This window comes from [Phormidium] sp. LEGE 05292 (assembly GCF_015207735.1).
GTDB lineage: Bacteria > Cyanobacteriota > Cyanobacteriia > Cyanobacteriales > Aerosakkonemataceae > Floridanema.
This window is the reverse complement of the sequence record NZ_JADEWG010000145.1, coordinates 1-15,111: the sequence shown is the minus strand read 5'-3', so window position 1 is coordinate 15,111 and position 15,111 is coordinate 1. Positions and strand designations below refer to the sequence as shown.

Here is a 15,111-nt window from a genome sequence, read left to right as displayed (position 1 = left end):
CCCTACCTCCCTACCTCCCTACCTCCCTACCTCCCCACCTCTTCTTCCCAGTACCCAGTACCCAGTACCCAGTACCCGATCGCTAAACAAAAAAAGGATAGATGAGAAATGACTAAAAATTTGTTGGAACAACTGCGGGAAATGACTGTTGTTGTTGCTGATACAGGAGATATTCAAGCAATTGAAAAATTTACACCAAGAGATGCTACGACTAACCCTTCTTTGATTACAGCGGCGGCACAAATGCCCCAGTATCAAGAAATTGTGGATGAGACGTTGAAACAAGCAAAAAAAGATGCTGGTGCTGGTGCTTCTACTTCCCAAATACTTTCTTTGGCGTTCGATCGCTTGGCGATTGCTTTTGGAAAAAAGATTTTGAAAATCATTCCAGGTCGAGTTTCTACAGAAGTAGATGCTCGACTTTCTTATGATACAGAAGGCACAATTGCTAAGGCTCGTTATTTAATTTCGGAATACCAATCTGCGGGAATTGCTAAAGAGAGAATTTTAATTAAAATTGCCTCGACTTGGGAAGGAATTCGCGCTGCCGAAGTGTTAGAAAAAGAGGGAATTCATTGTAATTTAACTTTGTTGTTTGGGTTACATCAAGCGATCGCTTGTGCCGAAGCCGGAGTTACCTTGATTTCTCCTTTTGTGGGTAGAATTCTTGATTGGTACAAGAAAGAAACTGGGAAAACTAGTTACGCACCCGCAGAAGATCCGGGAGTACTTTCTGTCACCCAAATCTATAACTATTACAAGAAATTTGGCTACAAAACAGAAGTAATGGGAGCTAGTTTCCGTAATATTGACGAAATTACTGAGTTGGCAGGTTGTGATTTGTTGACAATTTCTCCGGCATTATTGGCAGAATTACAAGCAGATACAGGAGATTTACCGCGCCAACTTGACCCAGCATTAGCAGTAAAATCAGAGATGGAAAAAATCTCGATCGACAAAGCTACCTTTGATAAAATGCACGAAGCCGATCGCATGGCTTACGAAAAATTAGATGAAGGTATCAAAGGATTCACAAAAGCTCTAGAAACTCTGGAAAAATTATTAGCAGATCGACTGGCGCGTTTGGAAGGTGCAGCCACCCTCAGCCATGCGGCGGAAGATATTTTCCACGTCTATGACTTAGACGGCGATGGATTTATTACCCGTGAAGAATGGCTGGGCAGTGATGCCGTATTTGATGCCTTGGATGTGAACAAAGATGGCAAAATTACTGCTGAAGAAATGAGCGCAGGAATTGGAGCAGTGTTACAATTAGCGACCAGTAAATAGATTTTAGATTTGGGATTTTGGATTATAATCTAAAATCCCAAATCTAAAATCGCCAATCTAAAATCGCCAATCTAAAATCTAAAATCGGTGGAAATTTAATTTATGCAAACATTGCCGAATTCATCAGAATCAGCAACAGAAGTTAGAGTCGAAGACGATCGCACTGGGTTAAGTGTAGAAACACTAAAAAGAGCCTTTGCGGATAATCTGTTTTATATTCAAGGAAAATTCCCCGCCATAGCTTGTAAAAATGACTATTACATGGCGTTGGCTTATACAGTGCGCGATCGCTTACTACGCCGCTGGTTAAACACCGCCGAAACCTACACCAGAAACGCCTCCCGCACAGTTGCTTATATGTCAGCCGAATTCCTCATGGGGCCACAATTAGGTAACAACCTAATCAACCTGGGAATTTATGACCAAGTAAATCAAGCAATGCAAGAACTTGGACTCAACTTACAAGACTTGCTAGAAGAAGAAGAAGAACCTGGACTAGGTAACGGCGGTTTAGGCAGATTAGCAGCTTGCTACCTCGACTCCCTCGCCTCCTTAGAAATCCCCTCTTTAGGTTACGGCATTCGCTACGAATTCGGCATTTTTGAGCAGGATATTAAAGACGGTTGGCAAGTCGAAATTACTGACAAATGGTTAAGTGCGGGTAATCCTTGGGAACTTCCCCGTCCAGAATGGGCTGTAGAAGTGAAACTGGGCGGACATACAGAATTGCGTGCTGATGAACATGGTCACTACAAAGTATATTGGCTTCCTGACAAATTAGTTAAAGGTATCCCTTACGACACACCAATTCTCGGTTACAAAACTAACACCGCCAATACCCTACGTTTGTGGAAAGCAGAAGCAGTAGAATCCTTTGACTTTTACGCTTTTGATTCAGGAGATTACTTAGGCGCAGTTCACCAAAAAACTGTTTCCGAAAACATCTCCAAAGTTCTTTATCCTAACGATAACTCCGCTCAAGGTAAAGAACTGCGTTTAGCGCAACAAATTTTCTTTGTTGCCTGTTCGCTAAAAGACATGATACGAATCATGGAACAACAAAAAGTTTCCTTAGACCATTTCCATGAAAAATTTGTTATTCAATTAAATGACACTCACCCATCAGTTGCTATCCCAGAATTGATGCGATTATTGATTGACGAACATGATATGTCTTGGGATAAAGCTTGGGAAATTACGAAGCGAACTTTTGCTTACACTAATCATACTTTACTGCCAGAAGCTTTAGAACGTTGGCCGATTAGTTTGTTTAGCAGAATGTTACCCCGGCACATGGAAATTATCTACGAAATTAACAGACATTTTCTCGATGAAGTTAGGATGAAATTTCCCGACGATCCTACTAAATTGGGACGGATGTCATTGATTGATGAATCGGGAGAACGTTATGTGCGGATGGCATTTTTAGCTTGTGTGGGTAGTTACTCAATTAATGGTGTGGCAGCATTACACACGGAATTGTTGAAAAAAGATGTGTTGCATGACTTCTACGAAATGTACCCAGAGAAGTTCAACAACAAAACAAATGGCATTACTCCCCGACGGTTTATGGTGTTGAGTAATCCCAGACTTTGTAAATTGCTGCATAACAAAATTGGCGACGATTGGGTAAAAAATTTGTATGAATTGAGAAAGTTAGAAGCTTTTGTTGACGATGCAGAATTCCGTCATCAGTGGCGGCAAATGAAGCAAGAAATCAAACAAGAAGTGGTGGATTACATCAAGGAAACCACAGGTATTCATGTCAATGTTAATTCGATGTTTGATATTCAGGCGAAACGTTTCCACGAATACAAACGTCAACACTTGAATGTGTTGCACATCATTACTTTGTACAACCGGATTAAAGCTAATCCCAACATTGACATTACACCGCGAACTTTCTTGTTTGGTGGGAAGGCTGCACCCGGTTATTACATGGCGAAATTAATCATTAAATTGATTAATTCTGTGGGAGATATCGTTAACCGCGATCCTGATGTACGCGATCGCTTAAAGGTAATTTTCCTCAAAGACTTTAGCGTGAAATTCGCCCAAAGAATTTATCCATCAGCAGAACTTTCGGAACAAATTTCTACAGCCGGGAAAGAAGCTTCCGGTACAGGTAATATGAAATTCGCCTTAAATGGTGCTATTACGATCGGAACTTTGGATGGTGCTAATGTGGAAATCCTCGAAGAAGTCGGGGAGGAAAACTTCTTTTTGTGTGGATTAACAACCGAGGAAGTTGAGGCTTTGAAAGCTAAAGGTTACAAACCTTGGGAATATTACCAAAAAGATCCTGAGTTGAAATTGGCGATCGATCGCATCGCTTCCGGTTTCTTTTCTCATGGCGATCCTAACTTGTTTAAACCTTTAGTCGATCACCTGTTGGGTAACGATCAATATATGCTAATGGCTGACTATCGTTCTTACATAGATACTCAGGATCGAGTAAGTCAAGCATACCGCGATATCGATCGCTGGACTCGGATGTCTATTCTCAATGTCGCTAGAATGGGTAAGTTTTCTTCCGATCGTTCTATCCGCGATTATTGCGAAGATTTTTGGCAAATTCAGCCTGTAAAAATTGACTTGAAAGAATACGTCGAAGCAACTGCTATTCTGCATTAATTCGGAAAGGCAGAAGGCTCAAAGGAAGGAAAGAGTAAAGGGGAAAGGAAATAAATCATCCTCTCCCCTTTACTCTTGTTAAGAGTTACATACAATAATTTATGTAACACTGTATTTTGTTATTTGTTATTAACCAATGACAAATGACCAATGACAAATGACTTTAAAACTCTATTTTTTACGTCACGGTCAAACTGCTTATAGTATTACAGGTGGTTATTGTGGCACGATCGAAAACGATCCCGGACTCACCCCAGAAGGAATTTTAATGGCAGAAGCTTTTGCTCAAGCTTACTGCGGTTTACCTTGGAAAGCTGCGTTTGTCAGTCCTTTACACCGCACTATTCAAACAGCAAAACCTTTTTGTGAAACTGTGGGTTTAGAAATGCAATTGCGGGATGGATTGCGAGAAGTTTCTTATGGTTGTTGGGAAGGTTTACACCCAACAATAGTTAACCAGGAATTTCATGATGAATATGTATACTGGTTAACTAATCCAGCTTGGATTGCGCCACCAAATGGGGAAAGGGCGATCGATATTGCCCGTCGTTCTTCTTTAGTAATTCAAGAAATCCAAGAAACATATAGCGAAGGGAATGTTTTGATTGTGTCGCACAAAGCAACTATTAGAATTATACTTTGTCGCTTGTTGGGAATAGATGTAGGGAGATACCGCGATCGCTTGGCGATGCCTGTAGCGGCAGTTAGTATTGTGGAAATGGCATCAAAAGGGCCAAAATTTCATGTAATTGGCGATCGATCCCATCTAAGTGAATATTTGCGATCGCTTCCTTGTACTTAATAAAGTTGGGGATTGGGGACTGGGGAGGAGGGAAAGTCGGATCGGGATTTACAGATTTACCAGATTTCTTGATTAATCCTGTTCATCATGTAAATCCATAAATCCTGATCCTGAGTTTAATGTTTAAGGAATGCGACTAATTGTTCTAATTTTGTCCAAGCTGCGCCACTAGATAAAATGTCCCTTACTAGTGCAATACCTTTTTGATAATCATCGATCGCAATTAATCCGCTAACTTGCAACGCTATAGCTGCATTTAATGTGACAACATCCTGTTGTGCTGCTGTACCTTTTCCTTGCAAAACATTACGTAAAATTTCCGCATTTTCTGACACATCGCCACCTCGAATTGCGGCGGTTGGTGCTATTGTAAAACCTAATTCTTCAGGAGAAATTGTTTCTAATTTAACTTCGCCTCCTGATAATATTGCTAAATCTGTTTTATCTGCTAATCCAGCTTCATCTAATTTTTCTCTGCCATGTAGGACGATCGCTTTTTCCATTCCCAACTGATTCAAAGCATTAGCAATAGTCAACATTAAATGCGGTTCACAAACACCAATTACCTGACCTGTAGGACGCAAAGGATTAACCAACGGCCCTAATAAATTAAACACAGTTCGCACTTTTAAAGTCCGGCGCAAAGGGGCGACAACTTTTAATGCTGGATGCCATCCTGGGGCAAACAAAAAAGTAATTCCTACCTCTGATAAAGCCGCTTGAACTTTTTGAGCACTAGCACTAAGATTGACTCCCAAAGCTTCTAACACATCCGCAGAACCTACCCGACTAGAAGCAGAACGATTACCATGTTTAGCCACTGCTACACCAGCCGCCGCTGCCACAAAAGCCACTGCTGTAGAAATATTAAAAGTTGATGCGCCATCACCACCAGTACCGCAAGTATCAATTACAGAATTGACTGATTTTTGAACAGAATAATTTTCCGAATTCAGAGATTTTGCTTGTAATACTTTAGCCATTCCTGCTAATTCTTCAGCCGAAACTCCTTTAGCTTGTAAAGCAGCTAAAATTGCGCCTGATAACACAGGTTCAATTTCTTCATTTAGCCATCCTTGCATTAATTCAGCAGCTTGGCTATTAGATAAAGATTGTTTGTCGAGTAACTGTTGCAGTACATTTGACCAATTATTAGTAATAATTGTATTTTTTGGCAGGGAAGCTTCGGAAGTAGTCATGCGATTTTAGATTTTAAATTGACTTGACAGATAAATCTGGAGGCTGGAACTAGTTCATTTTATCAAATATGAGATTTTTTTTGAACCGCTCCAGGCACAGAGGACGCAGAGGAAAGAGAGGGAGGAATTGAGAATTCAAATAGAATCTCTATTGGCGCGGATAGGAAAAATAAATTTCCTAGTCCCCAATCCCTAACTTCCTAACATTTGCAATTTGTACAAACTGGCATAAAGTCCATTTTTTGCTAATAGTTCCTCATGACTTCCTGTTTCAACTAATTCTCCGCGTTTCAGTACCAAAATTCGGTCTACATTGCGAATTGTGGAAAGTCGATGTGCGATAATAATCGCAGTACGACCAACAAGTAATCTTTCTAATGCTTCCTGAATTAAAGCTTCAGTTCTGACATCTAAATTGGCAGTTGCTTCGTCTAATACTAAAATTCTGGGGTCACGAATTGCCGCCCTCGCAAAGGCTAATAATTGTTTTTGACCTCCTGAAAGATTGGTTCCTCTTTCTCTCAGTTCGGTGTCATAACCTTGGGGTAATTGTTCAATGAATTGGTCAACATTGGTGGCTTTGGCGGCAGCTTTAACTGCTTCTAAGGGATAGTTTTCTCCTAAAGTGATGTTACTTTTCACGTCACCAGAAAAGAGAAATCCGTCTTGTAAAATTACGCCGATGTGACGACGCAATTCTATTTGGGGTAAGTCCCGAATATCAACTCCATCAACAATAATTCGTCCAGATGTAGGTTCGTAAAGCCGACATAATAACCGAATAATTGAACTTTTTCCAGCACCTGTTGGCCCAACTAAAGCTACTTTTTCTCCGGGATGAATGGTAAAGTCGAGGTTCTTTAAAACGTATTCATTTGATTTATAAGCAAAGTCTACTTGTTCAAAACGAATTTCTCCCATTGAGGAAACGCCATTATGATGAGAATAGCCAATTGTGGGCAAAGATTTGGGTGTTTCGGTATCGCGGATTTCGATCGGTTCATTGAGAATATCAGTAATCCGTTCTACAGCGGTAAAACCTGCTTGAATGGAAGTAAATTTTTCGGCTAATTGTCTAAGCGGATCGAAGAGACGTTGGGAATATAAAATAAAGGTGGATAAAATGCCAAAAGTTAAGTTTTCCCGCATTACAAGCCATCCACCTAATCCTAAAACGCAGGCGATCGCAATTAAAGAAATCCACTCTAAAGTAGCAGAAACAGCTGAATCATAGAAAATTGTTATGTCAATTTCCCGAATATAGCGTTTATTAGTCTGACGAAACATCTCAGAGTTAAACTTTTCTCGGCGGAACATTTGCACCACACTAATTCCCATAATGTTTTCTTGAAGTGTGGAATTTAGCGCCGAAAGTTCTTCCCTTGCTTTATAATTTGCTTTGCGGAATTGCTTTTGAAAATAAATAATTACCAGGGAAACAGGAATTAGCATTAATATCAGGATCAGTGCTAATTGCCATTGCAGAGTTAACATAAAAATGGCAATTACTAAAATACTAACTAAATCGCTGACAATGCCAATTGCGCCAGTAGAAAAAACATCTCCCAAAGCTTCTACATCACTAGTGAGACGAGTAATTAGTTTCCCCACAGGAGTGCGATCGAAAAATCTCACCGCTAACGAGGTTACATGAGTAAATAAATCCTCGCGAATTGCAGCTGTAATTTGTTGTCCTATTCGCTGGACTGTGTAAGATTGAAAACTAACAACTACCATCCGAATGGCTACTGATACTAACAGTAAACCCGCTAAAATATTAATGCCTTGAAATAAAGGAAGACCTTGCAAAAAAGGAAAAGTTGATTTTTCGCCCCGAATTAAAGAAATAGCTTGTCCAATTAATAATGGTTGAATTGAACCGGAAATTGCTACTGGGAGTAAAAGGGCGATCGATATTACCAATAATCTCTGATTCCGGCGTGCATAAGGAACTAGCCACAAAAATAATCGCCAATCACTTTCCCGGCGAGGCGATTTTTGATAATCATCTTTCTTTCTTAACGGTGATAAACCAGTCATTCTAAAACCTAATTCGCATTGATCTGCTATTCCATTTTATATTTTAGATTTTAGAATATGAAAAAGGTTAAAAAACTGTGTACAAACTTTCTTTCCTGCTGTTTTGTTCTACTAATGGCTGATGACAAATGACAAATAATCAATTATACTGCCGCTAAAGTTGCTTCTCGCACTTTATCCAACCAACCATGTAAATTATCAGAATTAAGCCGATAACTCAAAGGATTAGCAATTAATCTAGCTGTACTTTCAAATAAGACATCAGTTTCAATTAAGCCGTTTTCTTTAAGAGTCCGTCCGCTAGAAACCAAATCGACAATCGCTTCTGACATTCCTGTAATCGGCCCTAATTCTACTGAACCAGAAAGCGGTACAATTTCCACAGATAAATCCAAAGCTTCAAAATATTCTGCGGCACATTTAACAAACTTAGAAGCAACTCTTCCATGTGGCGGAAGTTGCAGGGCCGATCGATAACGGCTAGACTGTTTTACAGCAACAGATAACCGACAATAACCAAATTTCAGATCGGCTATATGGGCAACTTTCGGTTGTTTTTCCCGCAACACATCATAACCGACAACACCCAATTGTGCTTGTCCGTATTCTACATAAACCGGAACATCTTGCGCCCTGACTAACAAAGCTTGGGCGGTGTTGCTGGGGTCGGAAATTTGTAATTGGCGGTTGGTAGACTCTAAAAAAGCACTGAAATCTAATCCCACAGTTTGCAATAATCGAATTGTATCTTTCAGAAGTGCGCCTTTTGGTAATGCAACAGTCAACATAGCGATTTTTGATGTTTAATTAGTTGGATCTTAAAGTGTAACAGCTAGCTTTCCTTTATTTAATTGTCCCATGAAAATTCTTCTAGTTGATGACGAAACAGAACTTGCCGATCCTCTCAAAGCAGTGTTAACTCGTGATGGATATAATGTAGATGTAGCTTATGATGGCATTTCTGGAAGTCAGTTGGCGGTACAGGGAAATTATGATCTATTAATTCTTGATTGGATGTTACCGCAAATCTCTGGTTTAGAAATTTGTCAAGACTTGCGCCGCCAAGGAAAAACTACTCCGGTTTTATTTTTAACTGCTAAAGATACTTTAGACGATCGCGTACAAGGTTTAGATGCTGGCGCAGATGATTATTTAGTTAAACCTTTTGAATTACGAGAGTTATTAGCAAGAGTTCGCGCTTTGTTGCGTCGAGTAACTGTGTTAGAATCTGCCACAACTCACCAAAGATTAAAAGTTGGAGATTTAGAATTAGACTTAGAAAATCAAGTAGCTTATCGTCAAGAAAGAATGATTGAATTATCAGAAAAAGAAAGTCAGCTTTTAGAATATTTAATGCGTCATCCTGGACAATTATTAACTCATACAGAAATTTATGAACATTTGTGGAGTGGGGAAGAACAACCTAGTAGCAATGTGTTAGCTGCTTTAATTCGTTTGTTGCGCCGAAAAATCGAAGCAAATAATGAAAGTCAGCTAATTCACACTGTTTATGGTAAAGGTTATCGCTTCGTAGATAGTAATTAAGGTTCGTTGTAGGCGCTTCAGCGCAACTAGCACTAAAGTGCTCACAACGAACGGTTTGTTTAAAGTTTGTTGTAGGCGCTTCAGCGCAACTAGCACTAAAGTGCTCACAACGAACGATTATGTCGGATCTACAATTGAACCCATAAATAAAATTGTTCCAGTTTGATTATCACGGATTGCACAGAAGAAAGGTCGATCGACTACCATTTTAAAAGGTGGTTCTTCTGTAGGTAATGCGGAAGTTGCCCTAATTCCCACAGAAGTTACTGCTGCTGCTTCTGTACCTTCTTCATTAACTTCCACAAAAGTTTTGTGTTTCACTTCATCAATTTGTACATCCCTTGGAGTCATGTTATAAAAATTCGCTTGGTCTTGAAAAAGCACTTCCATTCCTAATGCTTGCAGTACTTCATTTAAAGTAATCTTATATTCTAATTTGAACCGGGGTAAAACAATTTCTCCGTCTCTAGAAGAGAATGCTTTCATCCATTGTTGCCAGTTTTCCGCAGTCAAATTACTGTAAAAATTTGCCAGTTTAACGTTTGGTTTTGGCAGAAACACATACATACTTAAACGTCCTGAACCGTAGGGTAAACTAATGGCTTGAAAATCGGCGTTTTCATAGTACCGATATTTACCCCTTTGGGACATTAAAGGATGTTGTTTGCGAGTTCCATTGAGTAAGGTAAAAGGTTTTTCTTGAGTAGCAGATTTTGAAAACTCTTTTTGCCAACTGCCTTTAAAGTAAATGGCATTGATTAAAAAAAGAACGGCTGAACGATCGATACTATCAATAATTGTGGGAATTTTTGAGTTAGTGTTTTGGTTCACCCAATCATTGATAATCTTTAATGAATTGGGGTTATTAAAATCTAAATTGGTGATTTTTGCTTGGTAATATTTCTCTGTTGTTTGCAGAAATTCTGGTTTAAAGGGAAACCCTTCTCTTAACCAAAGGGAGTTAGCAATATCAAGCTGCACTTTTGGGTCAATTTTGAGTAAATTTTGCGTTAAAGCTAACTGAGATTGGTTAATTTCTGCTACACTCATTCCTTGTAATTCTAAGGCTTGAGCCATTGCTTGTTGAGTGGAACCTGCTGCACCATTGTAAGTCATTTGTAGTGCGATCGCTACACTACTAGGCGAAACAAAAATATTTGCATCGGAATTTTTAGCCAAAATTTGGGAAAATAATTTAAACCCAAAATTAGTATTTGCTTGCACTAATTTTTCATTCATATTATTAGAATTTTGTTTGGTAAAACTGCTGTTTTTTACGTTAGCTTTCACTTCATTAGGTTGTCGAATCAATGACCCTGTTAGTAAAATAACTACAATCAAACTTATAGCTAAACTCATGCGACTAAGTAGTTGCTTTTTCATAATTATCCTTAGTTAATTGCTCTCCTAAAAAGCATTGACAAATACTAAGTCGATGATTTAGCCTAAAAAGTTCCCGTAAAAATTAATTCTTAACAGACTTGTGTAATTCTAAAATTTGCTTTTGCATATTCTCTCTAAGTTCTTGGGCGCGACGATAAGCATTAGTGTGATTACTATCAGAAGAATTCTGGGGTAAACAAACAGGTTGAACATAATAAGACAATCGAGTTTTCATTGCCCAAACACCCATTGAGGGAAAAAGTGCAAATACAGGCATTAAAAACGAAATGGGTAAGAAAGGTAGACCAAATATTTTACCTAAGTTTCTGAGATTAATAGTCCAAGGATGGAGGTATTCATTGCCCAAACAAATCACTGGGGAGATGGGAATTTGATAGCGATCGCTTAAACTAATAAAACTAGGATGAAAAGTTTCTAACTGATAACGGGAAAACCAACCTTTGCCAGGGCCACGTATACCTTCAGGCGCATAAAGTAAAATGATTTCGTGGGAAACTGCGGCGGCAAAATCATCTAATTCTGCTCTCACACCGCCTAAAACTTTTGACCATCCAGGTGGTAGCCACCACATCATCCAAGGATGTTCAAATAAAGAAACACCCGCCAAGGGTTGCACAGTCCAATTGCGGGTTTCTCCCAATAAATAAGCTAATACTAAAAAATCCCAAGGGAAAGACATTCCTGCATGATTAATTGCTACTATTAATGGTGCTTTTTCCGGCAAATTTTCCCCTTGTTTTAACTCACCCCGAAAATAGTATTTAACAATGGGAGCAAGTATTTCTTGGCGAAAAGCTTGTTGATAATTGGGGTTAAATTCTTCATCTTCTTGGCGGGGAAAACGACAACCAAGACGCAACCAACGAATTAATAATGCTAAATAAAAACCACCAGGAATCAAAAACAAAATATATTCTAGCCAATTCCAACCATCAGGATCAGCGTGATATTTTTGCCAATGACGGTTAAATAAAATTAACCAACCAGGTGGATACCACAGACAAAACCAGTCAAACCAGGAAAATTTATAATTTAATTTATCTTCTTCATAATTCATTGTTTTTTACTCTTAAAATACTAAGGGGAAAAAAACATTTCCATGCTTAAATGAATTCTAGGGTTCAGCTTGGCTTCTACGGGTTTTCCTTGTTGAAGATGTTGTTCAACAATTTCAGGAATATCACTAGGTTGAACGCGACAATACCAAGTCTCATCAGGTAGAATTCGCACTGTAGGGCCAGAACTGCATTGTCCCAGACAAGGACTAGCTTGTACTTCTACTTCTGCTATTTCTCTGGCTTGAAAGGCAGCTAATACCTCTAGTGAACCATTTTTCAAGCAAGAAGTGTGTTGGCAAATCATGACACAGCGATGTTCCGACATAGAGTATTGGAGTGAATCAAGTTTGACTAATTTAATTGTGAACGAAAATATCTTGCTTTTTATAAAATAATTTATTTACTCGACTGATAATTATATTTTCTAGCTAAAAATCAAATCATTACTGAGGGTCTGCAATAGACCCCATAAACAGTATAGTTCCGGTGAGATTGTCACCAATTACACAAAAGAAAGGACGATCGACAATTATTTGCATTCCTCCTCCTCTAGTACCTCCCATAGTTGTAACTGCTGCCGCAGTAGTACCCTCTTCATTAACTTCTACAAAAGTTTTGTGTTGAACTTTATCAATCCATAAAGGAGGAACAGTCATTGCCGAAAAATCAGCGTTCTGACTAAAAGCTATCTGCATTCCTAAAGCTTTCAAAGTATCTACTAAATCAGTTTCATATTCTAATTTAAAGCGAGGTAATCCAACTGAGATTAATTGAGAATAATCATTGTCTAGTTCATTACTATTAAATTTTCCCATCCATTTTTGCCAATTTTCATGGCTTAAATTCTGATAAAATCCTCTTAAACCTAAACTTTTATTAGGCAAGAAAATGTACATACTTAACCTATTATCAGCATAAGGTAAGTTAATTGCTTGAAATAATTCATTTTCATAATATTTGATTCCAGGTATTTGTTGAAACATCATTTTGACTGATTTTTGAGTTCCATTTGCTAAGGTGAAAGGATAGTCTTGAGTTAAGTTTTTAGCAAAGGGATATTTCCAACTACCTGCAAAATAAATAGCGTTGAGTAAAAGAAAAGTTGTATTTGGTTCTATGCGCTCAATAATAGTATCTATCTTGCCATTAGTACTTTTCTTGACCCAATCATTAATAGTAACTGAAGCGTGATTTTGTCGGAAATCAATACTTTTAATTTCAGCTTGATAATACTGTTTAATTTTTTGATTAAAATCCGGCTTAATTGTTTCCTGGCGATCGATCCACAGAGAATTAGCGATACAAAGCTGAGATTTGAAACTAGATTCTAGCAGATGTTTTTTGAGCAGTGCATTTGCTTCATTGACATCTTGAATGCTAATTTGTTGTAATTCTAATGTCCGACCGATCGCTTGTCTAGTTTCACCATTACTGCCATTGTAAGCGATCGCCAAAGCCACACTCACACTAGCAGGAGAAATAAAAAGATTTTGGTTAGCTTGTTTGGTTTGCAAATGCGAAAATAGTTTTAAACTAAATCGCGTATTAGCAGCAACTATTTGGGGATTAATTGCCGATTTAGCAGAACTAAGAGACTGCGAATAAGTATTTTCAAAATTAGTTGATTTCCCTAGTTCTTTAACTTCTTGAAAAAGCCGGGGAACTCGGAGAAATCCAGCATCCAAAACAGTAGAATTGGTGGAAAAACTATATCCATTAGCAACAGATTGTTTTTGCCACCAAATAATAGCTAAGCCAACAACAGCCCAGCAAAGAATTACATAATTTCCGACAAATTTAACTTTCACTCTGAACTAGCAACTAATGCTTCTGATTGGTAACGAATGTTAGCCTGTTTCAAGCGTTGCACAGCAGTAGCTAAGCGATCGCATTCAGCAATCAAACTGATACGCACGTAACCCTCACCAGCAACACCAAAGGCATTTCCCGGAGTAACTACAACACCAGTTTGTTGCAATACGGAAAGCGCAAAATCTGTCGATCCCACACCAGGCGGACAAGGTACCCAAAGATACATAGTCGCCTTAGTCTTCGGCACATTCCAACCCAAACTCGCCAACCCATCAATCAAAAAATCCCGACGACGGCGATAACGTTCTTGCACTTCTTGTAAGTATACATCTGGCAACTGAAGCGCCGTTTCCGCAGCTGATTGTAAAGCCGCAAAAATGCCATAATCCAAATTAGTTTTTAAAGTACGTAAACCTTGAATAATATGGCGGTTGCCCACAACGAAACCCACACGCCAACCAGCCATATTATAAGTTTTTGACATAGTGTGAAACTCCACACCAATCTCTTTCGCACCAGGAATTTCTAATAAACTAGTCGGCTGATAACCATCAAAAGCCAACTCCGCATAACACAAATCATGAACTAGCATAATTTCATGTTTACGGGCAAAAGCCACAATTTCCTCGAAAAACTCTCGTGGAGCAGTCGCCGCAGTTGGATTACTCGGATAATTAAAGTAGAGAATTTTGGCGCGTTGGGCAACCTCATCAGGAATTGCCGCTAAATCAATTAACCAATCATTTTCCGGCTTTAAGATTAAACTATACACCTCACCGCCAGCAATCACCGGGCCCCGAAAATGGGCGGGATAAGCAGGGGAAGGCACCAAAACCAGATCGCCTGGGTTAATATAAGCGATCGCCAAATGAGTCAAACCCTCCTTAGAGCCCAACAAAGGCAAAGCCTCACTACTAGGATCGAGTTCCACCCCATAACGACGCTTATACCAATCAGTAATCGTTCGCCGGAAACTCGCAGTCCCCTCAAAAGGCGGATAACCGTGATTAGCCGGATTTTGCAAAGCCCGAATCGCCGCCTCCACCACAGGCTGCGGAGTCGCCCCATCAGGATTACCCATCCCCAAATCAATCAAATCCAAACCCTGTTCCCTAGCCCGCGCCTTCAACTCATCCAAACGCGCAAAAACGTAAGGAGGCAAAGCTTGTAACCGTTTCGCAGGCGTAATCCAATCTAAATTCATCTTGTTAACTTATTGCACAACTGCCTAAATAACTAATAGAGAAAAAAAACCCACCCATAAAGGGTGTTTGAAAAGTATCTCTCAGAATGTCACCTTTTGGGGACTGGGAAGAAGAGGTAGGGG

The 15,111-nt window shown here is 39.2% G+C and carries 12 protein-coding genes; 4 read left to right on the top strand and 8 right to left on the bottom strand.

Annotated features, from left to right (window positions below; all coding sequences use genetic code 11):
- Positions 1–108 precede the first annotated feature (108 nt).
- The 3 genes from IQ264_RS26430 (at position 109) to IQ264_RS26420 (ending at position 4,726) form a co-directional block, all read left to right on the top strand.
- Positions 109–1,290 (top strand): transaldolase, encoded by a 1,182-nt coding sequence (locus IQ264_RS26430; protein WP_193984535.1) that lies wholly within the window; start codon positions 109–111, stop codon positions 1,288–1,290.
- A gap of 102 nt (positions 1,291–1,392) precedes the next feature.
- On the top strand, positions 1,393–3,924 hold the full coding sequence (locus IQ264_RS26425; RefSeq protein WP_193984533.1) for a glycogen/starch/alpha-glucan phosphorylase: 2,532 nt from the start codon (positions 1,393–1,395) through the stop codon (positions 3,922–3,924).
- Positions 3,925–4,081: 157 nt separating this feature from the next.
- Positions 4,082–4,726: a histidine phosphatase family protein gene (locus IQ264_RS26420; protein ID WP_193984531.1), complete on the top strand. Its 645-nt coding sequence runs from the start codon at positions 4,082–4,084 to the stop codon at positions 4,724–4,726.
- A gap of 116 nt (positions 4,727–4,842) precedes the next feature.
- On the opposite strand, the gene trpD is transcribed toward IQ264_RS26420, so the two are convergent.
- From trpD to hisG, 3 genes are all read right to left on the bottom strand, one after another.
- Positions 4,843–5,925 (bottom strand): anthranilate phosphoribosyltransferase, encoded by a 1,083-nt coding sequence (gene trpD / locus IQ264_RS26415; RefSeq protein WP_193984529.1) that lies wholly within the window; start codon positions 5,923–5,925, stop codon positions 4,843–4,845.
- 192 nt (positions 5,926–6,117) lie between these two features.
- Positions 6,118–7,965, bottom strand: a complete 1,848-nt coding sequence (locus IQ264_RS26410) for an ABC transporter ATP-binding protein (protein ID WP_193984527.1) — start codon at positions 7,963–7,965, stop codon at positions 6,118–6,120.
- Between the two features lie 143 nt (positions 7,966–8,108).
- Entirely contained in the window at positions 8,109–8,753 is a 645-nt protein-coding gene (gene hisG / locus IQ264_RS26405) for an ATP phosphoribosyltransferase (protein ID WP_193984525.1), read from the bottom strand.
- Between the two features lie 70 nt (positions 8,754–8,823).
- Here hisG and rppA point away from each other — a divergent pair, with 70 nt between their 5' ends.
- The gene (gene rppA / locus IQ264_RS26400) at positions 8,824–9,510 is read left to right on the top strand and encodes a two-component system response regulator RppA (protein WP_193984523.1); all 687 of its coding nucleotides are present in this window, start codon (positions 8,824–8,826) and stop codon (positions 9,508–9,510) included.
- A 117-nt stretch (positions 9,511–9,627) separates the two neighbouring features.
- Here the strand turns inward: rppA and IQ264_RS26395 are convergent, their stop codons facing one another.
- The 5 genes from IQ264_RS26395 to IQ264_RS26375 form a co-directional block, all read right to left on the bottom strand.
- Positions 9,628–10,893, bottom strand: a complete 1,266-nt coding sequence (locus tag IQ264_RS26395; protein WP_193984521.1) for a serpin family protein — start codon at positions 10,891–10,893, stop codon at positions 9,628–9,630.
- Positions 10,894–10,975: 82 nt separating this feature from the next.
- Positions 10,976–11,971, bottom strand: a complete 996-nt coding sequence (locus IQ264_RS26390; protein WP_193984519.1) for a 1-acyl-sn-glycerol-3-phosphate acyltransferase — start codon at positions 11,969–11,971, stop codon at positions 10,976–10,978.
- Between the two features lie 20 nt (positions 11,972–11,991).
- Complete coding sequence (locus IQ264_RS26385) at positions 11,992–12,297, bottom strand: (2Fe-2S) ferredoxin domain-containing protein (protein WP_193984517.1); 306 nt, start codon at positions 12,295–12,297, stop codon at positions 11,992–11,994.
- Positions 12,298–12,415: 118 nt separating this feature from the next.
- The gene (locus IQ264_RS26380; protein WP_193984515.1) at positions 12,416–13,780 is read right to left on the bottom strand and encodes a serpin family protein; all 1,365 of its coding nucleotides are present in this window, start codon (positions 13,778–13,780) and stop codon (positions 12,416–12,418) included.
- Complete coding sequence (locus tag IQ264_RS26375; RefSeq protein ID WP_193984513.1) at positions 13,777–14,988, bottom strand: aspartate aminotransferase; 1,212 nt, start codon at positions 14,986–14,988, stop codon at positions 13,777–13,779. The genes IQ264_RS26380 and IQ264_RS26375 overlap by 4 nt, the downstream gene beginning before the upstream one ends.
- Positions 14,989–15,111 lie beyond the last annotated feature (123 nt).

What these genes read in the sequence shown, in the direction of transcription:
- IQ264_RS26430 (WP_193984535.1), top strand. Translation starts at nt 109, where the DNA reads ATGACTAAAAATTTGTTGGAACAACTGCGGGAAATGACTGTTGTTGTT.
- IQ264_RS26425 (WP_193984533.1), top strand. Translation starts at nt 1,393, where the DNA reads ATGCAAACATTGCCGAATTCATCAGAATCAGCAACAGAAGTTAGAGTC.
- IQ264_RS26420 (WP_193984531.1), top strand. Translation starts at nt 4,082, where the DNA reads ATGACTTTAAAACTCTATTTTTTACGTCACGGTCAAACTGCTTATAGT.
- trpD (WP_193984529.1), bottom strand. Translation starts at nt 5,925, where the DNA reads ATGACTACTTCCGAAGCTTCCCTGCCAAAAAATACAATTATTACTAAT.
- IQ264_RS26410 (WP_193984527.1), bottom strand. Translation starts at nt 7,965, where the DNA reads ATGACTGGTTTATCACCGTTAAGAAAGAAAGATGATTATCAAAAATCG.
- hisG (WP_193984525.1), bottom strand. Translation starts at nt 8,753, where the DNA reads ATGTTGACTGTTGCATTACCAAAAGGCGCACTTCTGAAAGATACAATT.
- rppA (WP_193984523.1), top strand. Translation starts at nt 8,824, where the DNA reads ATGAAAATTCTTCTAGTTGATGACGAAACAGAACTTGCCGATCCTCTC.
- IQ264_RS26395 (WP_193984521.1), bottom strand. Translation starts at nt 10,893, where the DNA reads ATGAAAAAGCAACTACTTAGTCGCATGAGTTTAGCTATAAGTTTGATT.
- IQ264_RS26390 (WP_193984519.1), bottom strand. Translation starts at nt 11,971, where the DNA reads ATGAATTATGAAGAAGATAAATTAAATTATAAATTTTCCTGGTTTGAC.
- IQ264_RS26385 (WP_193984517.1), bottom strand. Translation starts at nt 12,297, where the DNA reads ATGTCGGAACATCGCTGTGTCATGATTTGCCAACACACTTCTTGCTTG.
- IQ264_RS26375 (WP_193984513.1), bottom strand. Translation starts at nt 14,988, where the DNA reads ATGAATTTAGATTGGATTACGCCTGCGAAACGGTTACAAGCTTTGCCT.